The sequence below is a fragment of the Faecalibacterium hominis (ex Afrizal et al. 2022) genome (assembly GCF_049545105.1).
Taxonomy (GTDB): domain Bacteria; phylum Bacillota; class Clostridia; order Oscillospirales; family Ruminococcaceae; genus Faecalibacterium; species Faecalibacterium duncaniae.
Genome location: NZ_CP186860.1, coordinates 2,389,757 through 2,408,742, shown reverse-complemented (window position 1 = coordinate 2,408,742; position 18,986 = coordinate 2,389,757). Strand labels below are relative to the sequence as shown.

The 18,986-nt window shown below is 57.8% G+C and carries 19 protein-coding genes, 1 pseudogene and 1 riboswitch; of the genes and pseudogenes, 17 read left to right on the top strand and 3 right to left on the bottom strand.

Annotated elements, in window-relative coordinates:
• Nucleotides 1-134 precede the first annotated feature (134 nt).
• From ACKXGA_RS11600 to ACKXGA_RS11580, 5 genes are all read left to right on the top strand, one after another.
• Nucleotides 135-1,190: an A/G-specific adenine glycosylase gene (locus tag ACKXGA_RS11600; RefSeq protein ID WP_423729538.1), complete on the top strand. Its 1,056-nt coding sequence runs from the start codon at nt 135-137 to the stop codon at nt 1,188-1,190.
• A 127-nt stretch (nt 1,191-1,317) separates the two neighbouring features.
• Nucleotides 1,318-1,524 carry a hypothetical protein gene (locus ACKXGA_RS11595; protein ID WP_005929737.1) on the top strand — a complete coding sequence of 69 codons (207 nt, stop codon included), beginning with the start codon at nt 1,318-1,320 and terminating at the stop codon, nt 1,522-1,524.
• A 165-nt stretch (nt 1,525-1,689) separates the two neighbouring features.
• The gene (locus ACKXGA_RS11590; RefSeq protein ID WP_423729537.1) at nt 1,690-2,994 is read left to right on the top strand and encodes a murein hydrolase activator EnvC family protein; all 1,305 of its coding nucleotides are present in this window, start codon (nt 1,690-1,692) and stop codon (nt 2,992-2,994) included.
• A gap of 89 nt (nt 2,995-3,083) precedes the next feature.
• Nucleotides 3,084-3,770, top strand: a complete 687-nt coding sequence (locus tag ACKXGA_RS11585) for a zf-HC2 domain-containing protein (RefSeq protein WP_423729536.1) — start codon at nt 3,084-3,086, stop codon at nt 3,768-3,770.
• Nucleotides 3,771-3,774: 4 nt separating this feature from the next.
• Complete coding sequence (locus ACKXGA_RS11580; RefSeq protein WP_098923434.1) at nt 3,775-4,260, top strand: RNA polymerase sigma factor; 486 nt, start codon at nt 3,775-3,777, stop codon at nt 4,258-4,260.
• 109 nt (nt 4,261-4,369) lie between these two features.
• Here ACKXGA_RS11580 and ACKXGA_RS11575 read toward each other — a convergent pair whose 3' ends face one another.
• Together ACKXGA_RS11575 and ACKXGA_RS11570 are read right to left on the bottom strand one after the other, a co-directional pair.
• On the bottom strand, nt 4,370-5,521 hold the full coding sequence (locus tag ACKXGA_RS11575; protein WP_423729535.1) for a sensor histidine kinase: 1,152 nt from the start codon (nt 5,519-5,521) through the stop codon (nt 4,370-4,372).
• Nucleotides 5,518-6,195 (bottom strand): response regulator transcription factor, encoded by a 678-nt coding sequence (locus ACKXGA_RS11570; protein ID WP_253493397.1) that lies wholly within the window; start codon nt 6,193-6,195, stop codon nt 5,518-5,520. The genes ACKXGA_RS11575 and ACKXGA_RS11570 overlap by 4 nt, the downstream gene beginning before the upstream one ends.
• A gap of 148 nt (nt 6,196-6,343) precedes the next feature.
• On the opposite strand from ACKXGA_RS11570, the gene ACKXGA_RS11565 reads away from it, so the two are divergent.
• The 12 genes from ACKXGA_RS11565 (at nt 6,344) to ACKXGA_RS11510 (ending at nt 18,036) form a co-directional block, all read left to right on the top strand.
• On the top strand, nt 6,344-6,490 hold the full coding sequence (locus tag ACKXGA_RS11565) for a CD1871A family CXXC motif-containing protein (RefSeq protein WP_005933048.1): 147 nt from the start codon (nt 6,344-6,346) through the stop codon (nt 6,488-6,490).
• Between the two features lie 25 nt (nt 6,491-6,515).
• A complete protein-coding gene (locus ACKXGA_RS11560) occupies nt 6,516-7,400 on the top strand; it encodes a 4Fe-4S binding protein (RefSeq protein WP_181967145.1) in 885 nt (294 codons plus the stop codon).
• Between the two features lie 12 nt (nt 7,401-7,412).
• Nucleotides 7,413-8,372 (top strand): TlpA disulfide reductase family protein, encoded by a 960-nt coding sequence (locus ACKXGA_RS11555; RefSeq protein WP_117476423.1) that lies wholly within the window; start codon nt 7,413-7,415, stop codon nt 8,370-8,372.
• A gap of 94 nt (nt 8,373-8,466) precedes the next feature.
• Nucleotides 8,467-9,585 (top strand): peptide-methionine (R)-S-oxide reductase MsrB, encoded by a 1,119-nt coding sequence (msrB, locus tag ACKXGA_RS11550; RefSeq protein WP_117476424.1) that lies wholly within the window; start codon nt 8,467-8,469, stop codon nt 9,583-9,585.
• A 593-nt stretch (nt 9,586-10,178) separates the two neighbouring features.
• Complete coding sequence (locus ACKXGA_RS11545; RefSeq protein WP_179859126.1) at nt 10,179-12,176, top strand: BglG family transcription antiterminator; 1,998 nt, start codon at nt 10,179-10,181, stop codon at nt 12,174-12,176.
• 192 nt (nt 12,177-12,368) lie between these two features.
• Nucleotides 12,369-12,788 (top strand): PTS sugar transporter subunit IIA, encoded by a 420-nt coding sequence (locus tag ACKXGA_RS11540; RefSeq protein WP_242699894.1) that lies wholly within the window; start codon nt 12,369-12,371, stop codon nt 12,786-12,788.
• Nucleotides 12,789-12,811: 23 nt separating this feature from the next.
• Nucleotides 12,812-13,303: a PTS system mannose/fructose/N-acetylgalactosamine-transporter subunit IIB gene (locus ACKXGA_RS11535; RefSeq protein WP_097772551.1), complete on the top strand. Its 492-nt coding sequence runs from the start codon at nt 12,812-12,814 to the stop codon at nt 13,301-13,303.
• A 51-nt stretch (nt 13,304-13,354) separates the two neighbouring features.
• Entirely contained in the window at nt 13,355-14,173 is an 819-nt protein-coding gene (locus ACKXGA_RS11530) for a PTS mannose/fructose/sorbose/N-acetylgalactosamine transporter subunit IIC (RefSeq protein ID WP_097772552.1), read from the top strand.
• Entirely contained in the window at nt 14,173-14,988 is an 816-nt protein-coding gene (locus tag ACKXGA_RS11525) for a PTS system mannose/fructose/sorbose family transporter subunit IID (RefSeq protein WP_156065990.1), read from the top strand. The genes ACKXGA_RS11530 and ACKXGA_RS11525 overlap by 1 nt, the downstream gene beginning before the upstream one ends.
• A gap of 91 nt (nt 14,989-15,079) precedes the next feature.
• Entirely contained in the window at nt 15,080-16,021 is a 942-nt protein-coding gene (locus tag ACKXGA_RS11520; protein WP_423729534.1) for a hypothetical protein, read from the top strand.
• A gap of 3 nt (nt 16,022-16,024) precedes the next feature.
• On the top strand, nt 16,025-17,212 hold the full coding sequence (locus tag ACKXGA_RS11515) for an N-acetylglucosamine-6-phosphate deacetylase (protein ID WP_423729533.1): 1,188 nt from the start codon (nt 16,025-16,027) through the stop codon (nt 17,210-17,212).
• Between the two features lie 17 nt (nt 17,213-17,229).
• The gene (locus tag ACKXGA_RS11510) at nt 17,230-18,036 is read left to right on the top strand and encodes a ChbG/HpnK family deacetylase (protein ID WP_156074512.1); all 807 of its coding nucleotides are present in this window, start codon (nt 17,230-17,232) and stop codon (nt 18,034-18,036) included.
• Between the two features lie 255 nt (nt 18,037-18,291).
• Nucleotides 18,292-18,366, top strand: a riboswitch (cyclic di-GMP riboswitch).
• A gap of 92 nt (nt 18,367-18,458) precedes the next feature.
• Here the strand turns inward: ACKXGA_RS11510 and ACKXGA_RS11505 are convergent.
• Nucleotides 18,459-18,800 (bottom strand): annotated as a pseudogene (locus ACKXGA_RS11505) (BRO-N domain-containing protein); the annotation flags it as partial.
• Nucleotides 18,801-18,986: the final 186 nt, after the last annotated feature.

Here is an 18,986-nt window from a genome sequence, read left to right as displayed (position 1 = left end):
GGCTTTGCCAGCTCCCCCGAAGGGGGAGCCTATTGCGGCTCTTGGATAAAGGCAGCATAGCCTCTCCCCTCGGGAGAGGTGGCATTGCGGAGCAATGACGGAGAGGGTTGTTTTCAACAAGGAGATAAATACAAGTGGAAAATATCGCTCCTGCCCTGTTGGACTGGTTCTACACCAACCGCCGCATCCTCCCCTTCCGGGAGGACCCCACGCCCTACCATGTCTGGCTGAGCGAGATCATGCTGCAGCAGACCCGGGTCTCGGCGGCGCTGCCCTACTACGAGCGCTTCCTTGCCGCCCTGCCGGATATCCCCGCGCTGGCCGGATGTGAGGAGGAAAAGCTGCACAAGCTGTGGGAGGGGCTGGGTTATTACAGCCGGGTGCGCAATCTGCAGAAGGCAGCAAAGATCGTCTGCGCTCAGTACGGCGGGCAGCTGCCCGCTGATTACAACGCCCTGCTGGCCCTGCCCGGCATCGGGGAGTACACGGCGGGGGCCATTGCATCCATCAGTTTCGGCCTCCCGGTGCCCGCCGTGGACGGCAACGTTCTGCGGGTGTTTGCCCGGCTCTACAACGACCCCCGGCTGGTCACCGACCCGCAGGTGAAGCGGGAGTTCACGGCACGGGTCATGGAGCACCAGCCGCCCGCAAAAGCCGGAGACTACAATCAGGCCCTGATGGAGCTGGGCGCGCTGGTCTGCCTGCCCAACGGCGCACCTCTGTGTGAGCAGTGCCCGCTGGGCACGCTCTGCCGGGCCCGGGCCGCAGGCTCCGCCCTCTCCCTGCCCCAGAAAACGCCCCCCAAGGCCCGGCGCATCACACCGGTCACGGTGGCGCTGGTGCTGAACGAGGGCCGGGTGCTGCTCCAGCAGCGGCCGGCCAAGGGCCTGCTGGCCGGGCTGTGGCAGCCGGTGCTGTGGGAGGATACCACCCTTACCGCCGCAGAGACCGCTGCCCGCCTTGCTGCCCTGGGGCTGGACTGCACAGGGGCACATTTCACGCCCCTGCCTGCGGCCAAGCACATTTTCACCCACATCGAATGGCACCAGAGCGGCTATTTCCTCACTGTGCCGGAGCAGCCCGCCCCCGCAGGCTGCGTCTGGGCCGGAAAGGAGCAGCTGGAGGCCGCGTATACCCTGCCCGGTGCCTTCAAGGTCTACAAAAAGCTGCTGCTGACCAAATTGCTGTGATTGCCCGGATTGATGAAATTTCTGCAATTCGGATTGTAATTTTTTGCTTTTCCGGGTATAATAGCCTTATCAAAATGAACTCCGGTTCCATGAACCACCGTTCCCCACCAGAAAAGGAGTGTGTCCTATGAAGAAATCCTGTCTGATCGCTGTTATCGCCACGCTGGCCGCTGTGGCCGGTGCGCTGGCCGCCGTGGCTGTCTATCTGCACCGCCGTGAAAAAGAGCTGGACGAGTACGAGCGTCTGCTGTTTGGCGAGGATAAGGCCGAGACCGTTGAGCCTGCCGCAGAGCAGCCCGCAGAAGATCCTTCTGCCGAGGATGCCGCAGAATAAACCAAACACTGAAAAACGCACCCGGCTTGTCCCTGCAAGCTGTGGTGCGCTTTTTTATACGCCGCATTGATTAATCAACCTCTCAGTCCCCGCTCCGGCGCGGCCAGCTCCCCTGCCAGGGGAGCCAAGTGCAGGGATGCGGCTTTGTAACAGGAGTACATATCCATGAAACGATTTTTGTTGTGGGTTGTTGGTGTCATTCTGGGCGTTGCCGTGCTGCTGGGTGCGGTGATGACCGTGAGCTATTCCTTTACCGGCGAAGGGTCCCGCCCGGCGGCAGACACGCAGTTCGGCGGGCAGGCGCTGGAAGTGAACGGCTCCTGCTGGCAGGTGCCGCTGCTGGGCGGCGTGTTCGATAAGGTGTTCACCAGCCCGGAGACCCTGACTGTGCAGAAACTGGGCGTGCTGTATGACGCACACCCGGCCCTCGCCCTGCCCGATTGGGCCAGCTACACCACCCTGACCATCGAGACCGACATCGGCAGCATCGTATTTGCGGGGTCGGCCTCTCAGTACGAGGACTTTCTCTTCCCTGCCAACGGGGATTACAAGGCAAAGCTGACGGTCTGGCGGCTGCCACAGGACTATCTTGCCACCCAGTTTGAGGGCGGCACCACCGGTGCCATCCGCAAGAACCTGGGCGTGGAGCACCCGGCCAAGCCCACGGGCTGGTACAGCTACTCCTTCCGGTTCACCCTGCAGGCCAGCGCGGAGGTCGCCCTTTCCACCGAGCGGCTGGAGCAGGGCGGTGTAGCGGCGCTTTCCATCACCGGCCTGACCGGCGAGGCCGCTCCCGCTGTGGAGACCGACCTGGGCAGCGTTCAGTGTGTCCGGCTGGGCAGCGGCTGGCGCGCCTACATCCCCGCCGCCTACAACGCTTCGGCGGGCGGGCACACGGTCAACGTTACCGTCAACGGCGAGACCTTTGCCCGGACGCTGACCGTTCTGCCCAAGGATTTCGGCACCGTGGAGGTGGAGCCGGAGCCTGCATCCACCGAGGCTGCCAACACCGAGTTCCGGAACAACATCTGGCCCCTGTACGAGCAGCCCGTGCGGGAAAAGCTCTGGGCCGGTGCCTTCCTCTGCCCGGCAGAAAACTACATGACGCTGGTGGATTTCGGTCAGGTCAAGGTGACCGGCGGCCAGCAGGGCAGCCGCTCCAACTCCACCCGGCTCTACACCATCCCCGGTGAGCCCTGCCGCGCCCCGGCAGGCGGCGTGGTGGTGTTTGCAGGCGATCTGGCCCTCACCGGCAGCACCGTGGTCATCGACCACGGCTGCGGCGTGCGCAGTTATCTGTACGGCCTGCAGGAGCTCTCCGTGACCCGCGGGCAGACTGTGGAGCGGGGGCAGGCTGTCGGCGTGCTGGGCGAGGAGCTGACCATGGACTTCAAGCTCGGCAGCAAGAGCGTGAACCCCTGGCCCCTGTTCCAGACCAGCGGCGGGTTATTCTGGCAGGAGAAGGGCTGATCCTGCAAAAAATTTGCAGAAACCTGTAACGCTTTCTCCTTTTCTGCGTTATTGGGGTGAAAGGCCATGAAAAAGGAGGGCAAAATACGATGAAAACGAATTGTGATATCATCCGTGACCTGCTGCCGCTGTATGCGGAGCACATCACCAGTGAGGCCACCAACGCACTGGTGGAAGAACATCTGGCCGAATGTGAAGCCTGCCGCGCCGAGCTGGAACAGATGGAGCAGCCGGTGCCGGTACGGCCGGAAGCGCAGCCGGATGCGCCCCTGCGCAGGATCAGGGCCGCCCTGCAAAGAAGGAGCTTCCGTGCAGCAATCGGCTCTGTGCTGGCTGCCCTGTGCGCTCTGGCACTGATATTCTGGATGGGCACTGCCCGCGTCCCGGCCACCACAGAGCAGGCTCATTTCTGGACCTACAACCGCAAAGAGAATGGCGCTGACATCTGCATTCTGGAAGTGCAGGGCGAGGGTGTCTGGCTGGATATGGAGGGCACCTTCAGCTGGGGCAAGCCGCAGATCACTGTGCGGGCCATGCGCTACCGCTTTCCGGGCGTGCATCGGGTACTGACAGCCCTGGTGGGTTCTGATCGATTCTCTGTATGGGTCATGGTGTCTCGCACCCAGCTGCTGACCGTGGACTGCGCAGACCAGACCCTGTACTACCGCGATGGACAGCAGGTAGACCGCTACATCGTGCAGAAAAACCCGGACGGTACCTTCGACTACGCCTACGGCACCGACCAGGAATACGGCACCGACTATAAGAAGGGCTGAGCCTATGGACATCGACAGCATTTACCGGCTCTACTTCCGGGATGTGTTTCTGTTCCTGCAGGGCCTGACCCACAACGAGGCGCTGGCCGAAGAGCTGACGCAGGAGACTTTCTTCAAGGCACTGGACGGCCTGAAAGACTACGACGACCGGCAGGATGTACGGGCGTGGCTGTTCACAGTGGCCCGCAACGCCTATTATTCCCACTGCCGCCGGACAAAGCACACTGCCCCGCTGGAAGATGCCGAAACCGCCCCCGCCGACACTCCGGACATTGCCCAACTGCTGGTCGATCAGGATGCGGCATTCACTGTACATCAGTGCCTGCACACGCTGGACGAGCCTTACAAAGAGGTGTTCAGCCTCCGGGTATTCGGCGAGCTGCCCTTTGAGCGCATCGGGCTGATCTTCGGCCACAATGCCGCATGGGCCCGGGTGACCTACTACCGGGCCAAGACCCAGCTGCAGAAGATGCTTTCCTCTTCCACCTGACATTCCCTATCACAGCAGAACACCCCCGGCCCAAAGGCGCGGGGGTGTTCTTTTTGTGCGCAGGACTCAGACCGTTTTGCCTGCTCAAGCTGATCAAAATAAAAGGGGGTTAGGGCTTCGTTGATTGTTGCGTTGGCAGCTCCACCGCAATGGTAGTGCCCTTGTCCGAGCTTTCCTCCACCCAAACGGAGCCGCCGTGGAGGTCGGCAATCTCCCACACCAGAGAAAGTCCCAGTCCCGCGCCGCCGTACTCGCGGCTGCGGGATTTGTCTACCCGGAAGAAGGGATGGAAAATGCTCCGCTGATACTCCTCCGGAATGCCGCAGCCAGTGTCGGAGACGCGGAGCAGGAGCTTTTCCAACTCCTGAGTGACAGAAACCCGCACCGAGCCGCCCGGCCGGTTGTACTTGACAGCATTCTCCGTCAGGTTGAAGATCAGCCGGTAGATCAGTGCATCGCTGCCGGTCATAATGCCGTCGCCCTCCGCCGTCAGCGTAACGCCGAGCTTATCTGAGAGCGGCGCAAGATCTGTGAAGATCTCCTCGATCATGGGAGCGAGCTGGATCCGCTCGTTCCGCGCCACCTGCCGCAGATTGCTCATCTCCAGCAGCGTCTTGGTCATCTGTGCCAGCCGTTCCGTCTGCTCACGCAAAAGCGTGAGGAACTCCGCCGTCTCCGGCCGCACATCAGGATGCTCCGCGGAAAACAGCTCCAACTGCGCCTGCATGAGTGCCAGTGGCGTGCGCAGCTCGTGGGCGGCGTTGCCGGTGAACTGCCGCTGGGCGGAAAAGGCGTTGTTCAGCCGATCCAGCATCTGGTTGAACGAGCGGCTCAGCTGCCGGAACTCCGAAATGGAGTCTTCATCGATCCTCATATCGGCAAGATTGTTCAGCTGCACCTGCTCCACTTGCGAGGTAAAGCTGCGCAGGGGCTTGAGAGCGCGTCCGCTGACGAAATAGGCGAGGATGCCGCTGAGCAGCGTTACCGCCGCCGTGATGTACCAGTTGGTGGTGCGGAAGCGCCCCTGCACCCCATCGACGACGATGGTCAACTCCTCGTTGGGCGCTATGAGCTGCGGGTCAAAGCTCGCCGCTCCGCTATCATTCAGGATCACCGTGCCGCCGCCCTGTAAGCTGTCCGCAATGGTGTCCATATAGTACACACCGGAGGAGCACAGCAGCAGATTCATGGCCACGCAGGTGACGCCGATGAGCAGGACGGACATCAGCGTGATGCGCCACTGCAAGGAAAGCCGCTTCATTCCTCCTCGCCTCCCATCAGATAGCCCTCGCCGATGCGGTTGCGGATGGGGTCATAGCCCAGCACGGCGCGGAGCTTTTTGCGCAGGGCGGAGATATGGACGCGAATGGAATTGCTGAAGCTGTCCACGCTGTTGTCCCAAACGTGATCCATCAGTTCCTCCTGACTCACGGGCCGCCCCTGATGCACCATCAGGTATTCGAGTATCCCCGTTTCCTTTCGGGTCAACGTCAGCGTCTGCCCATTGACGGCGGCGGTGCGGGAGCGGGTGTCGAAGCTCAGGCCTCCGCAGCTTAGCAGCACATCTTGCTGGGTGAACTGCCTCAATGTCAGGCTGCGGATGCGGGCCTCCAGCTCGGCAAGATGAAAGGGCTTTGCAAGATAGTCGTTTGCCCCGGCATCCAGCCCCTGCACCTTGTCCTCCACCTCGCTGCGGGCGGAGAGGATCAGCACCCGCGTCTCTCGGTCGGTCTGCCGCAGGGTGCGCAGCACCGTCATGCCGTCTTTTTTCGGCAGATTCAGATCAAGAAGTACCAGATCGTAGCACTCCACGCCCAGCAACTCCAGAGCCTTCTCCCCGTCGTAGCAGTAGTCCACGCTGTAGGCCAGCCGCCGCAGGCTGCGGACGATTGTTTCACACAGAGCGCGTTCGTCTTCAATTACTAAAAGGTGCATGAGAGTCCTCCTTTTTATTTCTCCGTTTTTTATGTTGCTCTCATTATAGCAAGAATAGATAAGGTTTGCATTAAGTTTTCGTTCTTAACAGAGACTTTAACTCTCCCGCGCTATGATGGGGGCAGAAAATTGGAAAGGATGATGAAAAATGAGCTGCGGGAAAAAGGCTGCGGCGCAGATCGCGCTGCTGATGGCCGGAGTCGCCATGCTGTGCTTCGGCGTCTGGCGGGGCGAGGCGGCGACAGTGCTGAGCAAAGCAATCAAATTATGTCTGGAGTGTGTGGGTATTGGGTAAAAAGTTTTCAGGCGTTTCACAGACCATGTCCCGCTTCCGGGGCTGGATTCAGGCGGGTGCGGCGCTGCTGACCAACCTGCATCTGCCGAATTTCCTCAAGGGCGGACTGTATCAGGGGGCAGGGAAGACCGTCTGCGTGCCGGGACTGAACTGCTATTCCTGCCCGGCAGCCTCCGGTGCCTGTCCCATCGGGGCGTTTCAGGCGGTGGTAGGCTCGTCAAAGTTCAGTTTCTCCTATTATATCACAGGCTTTCTCATTTTGCTGGGAGTCCTGCTGGGGCGCTTTATCTGCGGCTTCCTCTGTCCCTTCGGCTGGTTTCAGGAGCTGCTGCATAAAATCCCGACAAAGAAGCTCTCCACAAAGAGGCTGAAGCCGCTGACATACCTGAAATACGCTGTCCTGCTGGTGATGGTTTTCCTGCTGCCGGCGTTCCTTGTGAACGATGTGGGCATGGGCGACCCGTTCTTCTGCAAATACCTCTGCCCCCAAGGCGTGCTGGAGGGAGCCATCCCGCTGTCCCTTGCCAATTCCGGCATCCGGGCGGCGCTGGGCAAGCTGTTTACATGGAAATTCAGCATCCTGCTGTCGGTGATTGCGCTGAGCGTACTGTTCTACCGACCGTTCTGCAAGTGGCTCTGCCCGCTGGGCGCGTTCTACGCGCTGTTCAACCGGGTGTCCCTCTTCCAGATGAAGGTGGACAAGAATAAATGCGTTTCCTGCGGGAAATGCGCCAGAGCCTGCAAGATGGATGTGGATGTGACGAAAACGCCCAACCATACCGAGTGCATCCGCTGCGGAATGTGCATCCGCGCCTGTCCGACGAACGCCGTGTGCTTCCGCTACGGCTTCGGCGATGGAAAAGAGAAAGAAAACGCAGCGACACTGCGAGAAAACAACAACAAAGCTTAAGGAGAAACGAATATGAACGTAAAGAAGATACTGGCTCTGATGCTGTGCGCGATGATGCTGCTCTCCCTTGCAGCCTGCGGCGCAAAGGGCAACGACAAGCAGGCGGATATGAGCGGAGACAGCTCCGCCATGACCGGCGAGCCGAAAACCGCCGAGGAGGCGCTCGCTCTGCACAAGGAGCTGCTGGAGCGGGAGAACGCGATCCTGTCGGAAAATACCGAGCTGTGGGAAAAGATTTTCATGGCGGCCGACAAGGGCATGACCATGCAGGAGGACGGCAAAAACTACGGCGACTTCCTGCTGGATACCGTCGAGGCCGCTAAAGAGCAGTTCACCGACAAGGAGTATGAGTGGCTGAAGGAGTCAGCCACGGAGATCAGCAATATTGAAAACAGGCTGACCGAGTTGGAAGAGAAGTATCCCGAGATCATCCAGAAGTCCATGGACGGCGATATGAGCATGCCTGCGGGCAGCGACACGAGCAACCCTCCCGACGACGGCAGTATGCAGAAGTTCCCCGCCTTTGAGGGCAAGGACCTGGATGGCAACACGGTGAAGAGCAACGAGCTGTTCTCCGCCAACGCCGTCACCGTGGTGAATTTCTGGTTCACCACCTGCAATCCCTGCGTGGGTGAGCTTTCCGAGCTGGATGCGCTGAACAAGGAACTGGCGGAGAAGGGCGGCTCCCTCATCGGCGTCAACACCTTCACGCTGGACGGCGACGAAACAGCAATTTCCGAGGCGAAGGATGTGCTTGCCAAGAAGGGCGCCACCTATCAGAACGTGTATTTTGACTCCGACGGTGAGGCGGGAAAGTTTACCACTAACATCTTTGCCTATCCCACCACCTATGTGGTCGACCGCAGCGGCAATATCGTGGGTGAGCCCATCGTAGGCGCCATCACGGAAAAGAAGCAGGCGGAGACGCTGCAAAAGCTCATCGACCAGGCTCTTGCCGCCGATATGGGCTGACCCGAGATTTAAAAAGTGCCTGCTGCGCCATTGCATTGCCCTCGGCGGGCAAGGGGCGGAGTGAGCCCTGATTCCCCTGAAAGGAGGAAACGTGATGTATCGAAGCGTATTGGCACTGCTTTTCGCCTCGGTGCTGCTGCTCAGCGGCTGCGCTGTCGGGCAGCAGACTGTGCCGAAGGAAAAGAGCGGACAGGAAACAAACATGGACGGAGCGGCTTTTGACCGGTCCGACGAGGAGATCACCTATATGGATACCAAAGACAATGTCATCTATCTGGCGGGCGGCTGCTTCTGGGGCATGGAACAGCTGATGCAGTCCATCCCCGGCGTTATCGATGCCGAAAGCGGCTACGCCAACGGCACCTGCGAGGCGGACGCCGATTACAAGACCGTCTGCAAGGGAGAGACCGGCTTTCGGGAGACCGTGCGGGTGGAATACGACCCCGAGCAGGTGAGCCTCGACGCGCTGCTGATGGCGTACTTCTATGTCATCGACCCCACGGCACAAAACCGGCAGGGCAACGACCGGGGCAGCCAGTACCAGACCGGCGTTTACTTCACCAATGAAAGCGCGAGAGAGACGGTGAAGCGCATCGCGGAGATCGAGCGCGGCCGCAGCGAAAAATTCTTCGTGGAGATCGGCCCGCTCAAAAACTTCTATCCCGCCGAGGAATACCATCAGAACTACCTCGAAAAGAATCCGGGCGGCTACTGCCACATCCCGCGCGCGGAGATGGAGCTGTTTTCCCGGCTGCGCATCGACCCGGGCGACTATCAGAAGCCCGCGGCGGAATCCATCCGGGACAAGCTGACGGCGGAGCAGTACCGTGTTACGCAGGAGAGCGGCACAGAGCACCCTTTCACAGGCGAGTTCTGGGATAAGTTTGAAAAGGGCATCTATGTGGATGTCGTCACCGGCGAGCCGCTCTTTTCCTCCACGGATAAGTACGAGAGCGGCTGCGGCTGGCCGGCTTTCACAAAGCCCATCGAGGAGCCTGCCGTGGTGGAACTGGAGGACCTGAGCCACGGCATGCGCCGTACAGAGGTCAGAAGCCGTGCCGGAGATTCTCACCTTGGTCATGTGTTCACCGGCGATCCGGAGTCCCCCAATGGCGTGCGCTACTGCATCAACAGTGCGGCCCTGCGCTTTGTGCCTTACGCAAAGATGAAAGCAGAGGGTTACGGATATCTTCTGTATCTGTTCGAGGAATGAGTTCGCATAATACAATGTTCCATCATCTAGTCCAAACAGAATTTCAGGCATAGAAAAAGCCCGGGAAATGGCGTATTCCCGGGCTTTTTTAGCATTATTAAGCTGTAGATTAGCGCTTGGAGAACTGAGGTGCACGACGTGCAGCCTTCAGACCGTACTCACCTGACCTTGATCCGAAAAGTCCAGTATTCATGCAGGTTTTCGGGCTTCCCTCTCTCAGTAAACCCATAGGTAAACCCACGAAATCGCGAAATTTTTGGTGTAGTTCAACGCAGCCCGAATGCTGCATTCACAACGCTGCTCAATTCCTCAGGTTTATTATGTGTTCTCCTCCTATCTATCTTCATACACAAAATCCAAGAACAGCGTGTCATGCAAAAGAGCCGCAGTCAGCACAAATAATTTTTGTGTAGCAAGCAATGACGGAGAGGGTGAGGATGCTAACAATCAAGCTATTTTCTAATTATATCCCAAAACCGGAAATGCCGCTCTGGGCTGAAAAGCTCGGAGCGGCATTTCTGGTTTCCGGCTTGCATTTCGGGCAGTGTTTTACTACAATAAAGGCACGAATGATTGGGAAAAGGAGCGGTTTTATGTCCAGCAGAGCCTTGCAGATCGTGACCCAGTTGAGCAATGCCCCCGAACAGACGATGACTTCGCAGGAACTGGCGGAGCGGATCGGTGTCAGTGCGCACACCATCAAGAATGAGATGCCGCAGGTGGCGCAGATCCTGAATGAGAATGGTGCCCGGCTGGTTTCCCGGCGGCATAAGGGTTACTATGTGGAAGTTCTGGACCCGGAAGCGTACGATACTTTTTCGGCTGTGACCAGCATCCGGCAGATGCCGGGCAGTATGCTGAACGCCGACCGGGAAAGCCGGGTGCGGTATCTGTCCCGGCGCATCATCTCCACGGAAACCGGCATTAAGAAGGAACAGCTGGCCGATCAGCTTTTTCTCTCGGCTTCGGCATTGCGGGAGCCGCTGAGCATGGCGACCCGCCTGTGTGAGAGCTTTGGCCTGCGGATCGTCTCACGCCCCGGCACCGGAATGCGGGTGGAAGGAGAAGAGTACAAGCGCAGGCTGGCACTGACCGAAGTCTCCGGCGTGCATTTCCACAAGGAAACGCTGGATTGCAGTGACCCGGACAGTGCATCCTGGCTCAGCTGCGGATACGAAGAGCGGCAGGATATCCGGCATACATTTCTGAAGATCCTGCGGGAAAGCCCGATCTCCCTGCGGGACAGTGCGACCCAGCGTGTGGCGGTCTACCTGATCATTGCACGGAACCGGGTGCAGAACGGCCATGAGATCCGGCTGCCGGACCCATGGCTGGAAAGCATCTCCGGAACGATGTTCTATCCGCTGGCACAGTCCATTTACCACACACTGGAGGAACAATACGGGGGCTATGCCATGCCCCGGGATGAGGTGGCGTTTCTGGGCATTCTGCTGTTCAGTATGCTGGATGTGAACCTGAAGCGGGACCCGTTCAGCCTGCATCCCGGCTTTGCAGGGCAGGCGGGACGCTTGCGAGACCGGGTGCTGGTCTACCTGAAGCAGGAGACTGGACTGGATTTTGCGCCCTTGCCAATGGCAAGGGATCTGCTGCAGCAGATCCTATTCAATCTGATCGCACAACATTTCTATGGAACGGACGGCACAATGCAGTATGACTATGTTTATGAACTGCAATTTCTGGATTGCCCGCTCTGTGCGGAACTGAGCCGCCGGGTGATTGAATTTATCCAGACGGTTTATCCGTTCCGGGCAAACCGGTTTCTGCTGGCAATGCTGAGCTGCTATTTCTTCAGCCTGCTGCACGAGATCCGGTATCCCATCCGGCCGCTCCGTCTGTGCTCCACCCATTTTCTGGGAACCGAGTATGCCCGGATCCAGACAGAGGGCCTGAAAGAGCGTTACCCCGAACTGGTCGAAGAGATTACGCCGATGAACCTGTACGAGCTGCGCCGCATCGACCCGGCAGAATGCGACGGAGTGCTGCTGGGAAACGGCGCAGAACAGGAAGAGGGAATAAAGCCCGGCTACCGGTATGATTACCCGGTGGAACTGTTGCTGCTGATCCGGAACGAACGGGACTTTGACCGTGTTTACAACACCCTGCTGGTGGAAGCATACCAGTATCGGCAGCAGCTTCCGCCGCCGGAGAATTATCGTGTAATCCGAAACTTCCAGTATTACACGCCGGAGCAGTTCTTCCAGTATCTGGCGGGGGTACATGGCAGGGACGAAGCCGAACGGCAGACACTTCTGAACCGGTGGATCACACGGGAAAAATGCTGGACGTACCAGTGCGGCGAGGTCGTGGTCGTCTTTCAGGAGGAACAGGGCGCAGAAGGGGAAGAGATCCGACTGGAATTCTACCCGCTGGAAAAACGAGCACTCTGGGGAGAACGGAAGATCCGGGCACTGCTGTATGTCGGCGGCGGACTTCACGACTGGCAGAAGATGAAAGCGCTGAATACACTGCTGTACTCTTTTGTGCGGTACCCGGAAGAACTGGAAGCCTTTGCGGAAGACCCGCCCCGGATGGCGGCGGAATGGCTTCGGCGCTCGTTGCAGACTATGTAAAATCACCAAATCATGGCGCACAGTTTTGAGCAGGGTGTTCAACTGTGCGCCATTTTGAACTTATAAAATGAAATCAAAGCGACTTGAACTTATTCTATAAATCAAAAAGCGTTGAACTCTGTGCAAAATAGAGATAAAATGTGAACATCGAAGGAAAATAATTAGCTTGTAGTCGAAAAGAGGATGCCTGTTATGCTGAAAATCTTTCTCTCGTCCCATGGCTCAATGGCCAGCGGAATGCAAAGCTCGCTGAAGATCCTGATGGGAGAGTGCGAGAATTTGACCGTATTTGATGCCTATCTGGATGAGAGCTGCGTGCAGGATCATCTGGATGCATTCTATGAGACTGTCGGTCCGGAGGACGAAGTGCTGCTGTGCAGCGACCTTTACGGCGGCAGCGTGAATCAGGCCATGTTCACCTATCTGGACCACCCAAACACCCGGCTGGTGAGCGGTGTGAACATGAGCTTCATGATGAATGTTCTGAGCGAGGATACCCTCAGCGACGAACGGCTGGATGAGATCATTGAAGAAAGCCGCGAGTATCTGCGCCGTGTGGAACCGGAAGTTCCTGCGGACACGGCACCGACAGGCAGCGACGACTTCTTCTGATAAAAAGAAAGGATGGAAAACTTATGATCAAATGGGTACGTTTGGATGAGCGCATGATCCATGGCCAGGTCGCCACCAAGTGGAGCCGCACGCTGGGCGTTGACCGCATCGTGGTGGCAGATGATACGGCAGCTGCCAGCGATATCATGCAGAAATCCCTGATGATGGCTGCACCGGCCACCTGCAAGACGGCGATCGTGACGGTGGATAAGGCAGTCTCGCTCTGCAACGATCCCCGTGCAGCCGGTCTGAAGATTCTGCTGATCGTCAGCACGCCGGAAAATCTGCTGCGTGTGGCCAAGGAAGTCAAGGATATCCCGCAGATCAATGTGGGCAATTATGGCCGCGTTGCTCCCAAGCACGGAACGGAAGCCCGCAAGACCTATACCAAGAATCTGTATGCCTACGAGGACGAAGTCGAGGTTCTGCGGCAGGTCATGGCAACCGGGATCCCCTGCAATGTGCAGACCATCCCCGATGATGTTCCGCAGGAACTTTCCAAGGTACTGGGCTGAGCGTGGTGCTCTGCCTGAAAATAAAAAAAAGTACAAGGAGGAAAAATCGCTATGTCAATTACCGCTGCAATCATCTGTGCAGTCGTGTATGCGGTCATCAACTGGCTTGACCCGTACACCCTGTCCTGGCAGTGCCTGAACCGCCCCATCGTGGTGGCACCGCTGGTCGGCCTGCTTCTGGGCGACTTCCAGACCGGCATCATCATGGGTGCTTCGCTGGAAGCAATCTTCATGGGCATCTCCGCTGTGGGCGGCTCGATCCCGTCCGACTGCCTGTCCGGCTCCATCATCGCTGTGGCGTATGCCATTGTGGTGGGCGGCGACGGTGCCATGGAAACCGGTCTGGCTCTGTCCCTGACCATCGGTACCGTGATGACCACCATCAATACCATGCTGATGCCTCTGTGGGCCGGCCTGGCTCCCTACTGGGAGAGACTGGCTTCTGAGTGCAAGCCCAACAAGTTCCGTGCCATTTCCATGGTCGTCAACTTCATCGCCTGCCTGCCCGGTGCGGCAATCATCTTCTTGGGCGTTGCCTTTGGCATCGAGGGTCTGCAGGCTGGTCTGGCTGCCTGCCCCGCATGGGTCATGACAGGTCTGGCCGCTGCCGGTACCATGATGACCGCCGTCGGTTTCGGCATCCTGCTGTCCATGATCTGGTCCACCGATATCGCCGTGTTCTTCTTTGTCGGCTTTATCTGCGCCAAGAGCCTGGGCCTGAGCAGCCTTGGCATCGCTGTGATCGGCGCTGCCATCGCCCTGACCCTGTTCTTCATTGACAAGCGCATCATTGATGCAAAGAACGCTGTGGCCGCTGCCCCCGCTGCGGGTGCTGCTACCCCTGCCAACAGTGAGGAGGATTTCTTCTGATGGAAAAGAAAGTTGTCAGCGCAGAGGAAAATAAGATCCTCAAAAAGATGTTCTGGAACAGCCATCTGGTCTTTGCGAACTTCAACATGACCAAGATGGAAGCCAATGGTTTCACCATGACCATGGCCCCCGCCGTGGAGAGTATTTATGGCGACGATATCGAAGGCAAGAAGGCCGCTTATGCCCGCCATCAGTCCTTCTTCAATACCCACGCAGTCGCATTCAACTTTATCGCAGGTCTGTGCTACGCATTGGAGAAGGATTGCCACGACGGTAAAGTTCCCGGCGAGACCATTGATGCCATCAAGGCTTCTCTGATGGGCCCCACCGCCGGTATGTTCGACTCCATCTTCTTCAACTGCCTGCGTGTCATCGGTGCCGGTATCGCAATCGGTCTGTGCTCGCAGGGCAACATCCTCGGCACCTTCATCTTCATCCTGCTGTACGGTATTTCGCAGTCCCTGCTCAAATGGTTCCTGCTGAAACTGGGCTATACACTGGGCACCAGCTTCATCGACACCGTCTTTAACAGCGGCCTGATGAGCGTTGCGACCCGCTGTGCATCCATCCTCGGCCTGATGATGGTCGGTGCCATGACGGCAACCACCGTGGGCTTCCCCCTGAACTGGACGCTGAACATCGGCGAGACCTCCATCGTGGTCTCCGAGCTGTTTAATGCCATCTATCCGGGCATTCTGAGCTTGGCTCTGGTGCTGTTCATGATGTGGCGAATCAAGAAGGGCAACCGCCCCACACAGCTGATCATCGGTCTGCTGATCTTTGGTCTGCTGGGCGCATTCCTTGGAATCTTCTAAAAAAATCAGATCGCCTGATCCTGCAAGGGGTCCGCAGTCCGGCAGGAGTAAAACGCTTCCTGCCGGACTTTTTTGTAGAAGGAGAACGGATATGACATTGCAAGACCTGATGATGTTGTATGGTGTCACCCTGGGCAAACGGCGCACTGCAAAGCAGAAATATCTTTTTGCCCAGCAGCTCAACGAGAGCCTACCGCCGCTGGGCTGGCCGGTGCGGGTTCAACAGAGGGAAGGACGGTTTTCCAAGATCGAAAACCTGATTGCCGGGGATCTGGCAAATGCAAAGGTCGTCATTGCGGTCCCCTTTGATACGCCGGCAAAGGCGCTGCGGCCCCAGAAATACTATCCGTTCCATCCGGACAAAAATGTTCAGCAGCGGGGGAGAGACCTTGCACTGCAATGCGTGCTGGAACTGCTCTGTTTCGGAGCGGCCTGCCTGATGTTCTGGTCCGGACGGGGAACCGGTGCCATGCTGCCCCGGACGCTGGCGGCACTGCTGCTGGCGGGGGTAGGTGTCTGGCTGCTGCTGCCCCATGCAAGCCCCTGCAACTTCAGCCGCTGTTCCGGTGCGGTCGCCACTGCCGTAAAGCTGGCGGAGGACCTGAGCGGTGAGGAGAACATCGCTTTTGCCTTCTGTGACCATGCAGTGGATAACTATGACGGCTTCCGGCTTCTGGCGCAGGAGATGCCAACTGCGGCAACTGTTCTGCTGCTGGACAATTTGACCAGCGGCCCGGCAGTGGCGCTGGCGCACGGCGAGTACCGGAAAGAGGCGGCGGAACAGCTGTGCAGTTTGCTGCCGGAGGATAAGGTCTATGACCGGAACTACCCGGAGGAACAGCGGCAGCGGAATCTGCTGGCGCTCTTTCCCAGAGGGATGATACTCAGCTGTGGACGAGTGGAAAAAGGCGAATTTGTTATGGAGAATACCTGCTGTGCACAGGACCATGTACTGGATCTGCCCCGGATGGAGCGGATGGAACGGGCGTTGGCCGATTTTGCAAAACAGAAAGCAAATAAGAAGGAGAACTGAATTATGAAACTGCATTCCAACCGCATTTATACGCCGGAAGGCCCTAAGGCAGGTGTGCTGACTGTGGAAGGCAGCAAGATCACTGCCTTTGCAGAAAATACGACCGACCCCGAAGCCATTGAATACGGCGACCAGCGGATCATCCCCGGCATTTTTGATACTCATAACCACGGCACCTGCGGTTATGATATCATGAATAAGAATGCCCCCCATGAAAAGCAGATCGCATCCGTGAAAGGTTATCTGAAGGGGCTGGCAAGTCAGGGCACCGTGAACATCTTCCCGACGGTGTGCGACCCGGATTCCATCCGTGCGGTGGCAGAGGTGGCAAAAGAGGGTGATCAGGACGGTGCAACCATTCTGGGTATCCACAGCGAAGGCCCCTGGCTGAACCGCACCGGTGAAAAAGGCATCCGTACCGGCTGGCCGGAGGTAAGTATGGAGACGGCACATGCCATGGTGGAAGCTGGCGGCGGGTGGCTGCGTCTTGTGGCACTGGCACCGGAGATCCCCGGGATGGACCCCATCATCGAGTATTTCCTCTCGCAGGGCATCACAGTGGCAGCCGCCCACAGTGACAACAACTATAAGCAGGCCATGGCCGCCTATGCCAAGGGCATCAGTGTGGCGACCCATACCGGCAACGTCATGACCGATATGCATCACCGGGACATCGGCGGTCTGGGAGCAGCCCTGACCAATGAAAACGTTACCTGTGAGGTGATCTGCGACGGCCTGCACATCTGCAATGAGATGCTGGGCATCTACTTCAAGGTCAAGAGCACCGACAAATTCATGATGGTCAGTGACTGTACGGCTCTGTCCGGTGCACCGGTGGGCAAGTATGAGGGCATCTTTGAGGGGATGGCCCTGAATGTGACCCCGGAGGGCTTTGTTCTGACCGATACCGGCCGCCTGTGCGGTTCCAGCCAGCCGGTGCTGTTCGACATCGGAAATCTGGTGAACAATGTTGGCATCCCGCTGGAGATCTGCCTGAAGATGGCCTGCCTCAATCCCTGCATCAAGTATGGTTTTGCCGACCGCAAGGGTACCATTGAAGTGGGCAAGGACGCAGATCTGGTGGTCATCAGCGACGATTATCAGGCACAGGTCACCTACGCCGAGGGCCGGAAAGTCTATGACCGCAGCACCGAGGGCAAGATCTTCAACGCGGATTATCTGAACCGATAAGGACGAAGGAAACAGTTATGAGCAAGAAGTTGATCGTAGTAGCCGATGATTTCGGCTTCAGTGAGGCATACAACTATGGTGTCATCAAGGCCTATAAGGAGGGCGTGGTCTGCACCCTCTCGCTGATGAGCAACATGGCCGCCGCCCCCCATGCGGTGAAACTCTGGCAGAGCGAGTGCCCGGAGGTGCCGCTGGTCCAGCACACCAATTTTGTGCAGTACCGCCCCGTCAGCGCCCCGGAAAAGGTGCCCACGCTGGTAAACGAAGAGGGAATGTTCTACCGCAGCTATCTGTGGAAGAGCGAGAATCCCAATGATGCCAAATGCAAGGGCGAAGTTTACCCCAGCTATGAGGACCTGTATACCGAGACCATGGCCCAGCTGGACCGGCACAAAGAACTTGTGGGACATTATCCCCGGCATTTTGAGGGCCACAGCGCCATGACAAGGCCAATGGAGCAGGCGTTCCGGGATATCGGAAAGAAGCTGGGCATCCATAACATGGGCGATACGCTGGCCGAAGAACTGCCGATGAAACCGGCCTGCGAGCTATTCAGTCTGGGCAACAGCAACGCAATGGAGATCCTGAACCGGGGCAGCCGCCCGGAGGACTGGCTGGAAGACCGCTTCGGCATCCTGAGCTCTCCCTACGAGTACAATATCCTGCATTTCCATCCGGGTTATCTGGATCAGTACCTTCTGGACAATACTTCCTTGACCCTGCCCCGCTGCCGTGATCTGGCGACCCTGTGTGACCCGCAGGTTCGTCGCTGGCTGGATGAGCATGAGGTGGAACTGACCAACTTTGATGCCCTGTACGAATAACTGCGCCATTTCCAAGTGATACTTTATCATCCTCCATAGGAACGCCGCTGCACAGAATTGCGACCTGTGCGGCGGCGTTTTCCTAGTAATGGCTTAACCCTCTCAGCCAAAGTCTTTGACTGAGAGGGCCACCCCCCCCCCGTCAAATCGCACTAAAAAATAGACTGCATTTGTTACAAATGACAAACTCATGGAAAACCCCTTGATTTTTATATAGGGGGGTATAATAAAATGCAAAAGAGCACCCCCGCAAAACAGAAGAATCGGCAAACCAGCTGGAAGGCTGCGACGCAAAGCTAAAGGGCCCAGACCGGGCAGCCAGCTGCACTTCCCCAGAAGTACACCACAGCGTCACACCAGCCTTTCGGGGCAGGTGCGGTGCCTTTTTACATTTGCGGCGGGTGCAGGGAAAAGCGTTTGGGATACACACCATGTTTGCGGATGGAAGGGAGAACTTCATCAAACACCCAGTGTTCAAATCGTTCTGCCGATGGCAGCTTGCTGTGAACGATCAGCCTATAAACATCGCCTTCTGTGATAAAGGGAATTTCAACGACCTGCTCTCCAGCACTTCCATACTGATTCACCTTCTGAACGACCCCCTCGCGTTTCGTTAGGGGGCCTCTGCAATGATGTTTCACTGCGGCGTAGGGATTCACATACCCCAACGCTTTCGCCACGTTGCTTGCACAGAAGAAGGTCTTGCCCGCCTCCTGCAACACGCGGATCGAACCGAACTCCTGGTTCTCGAACACTTCCATCATCTAGTCCAAACAGAATTTCAGGCATAGAAAAAGCCCGGGAAATGGCGTATTCCCGGGCTTTTTTAGCATTATTAAGCTGTAGATTAGCGCTTGGAGAACTGGGGTGCATCGCTGGCAGGGCTGCGCCCTGCACGCGATGCTTGAGCAAAGATTTTTAGCGCCACCGGCTCGCCCCTTGCGGGGCAA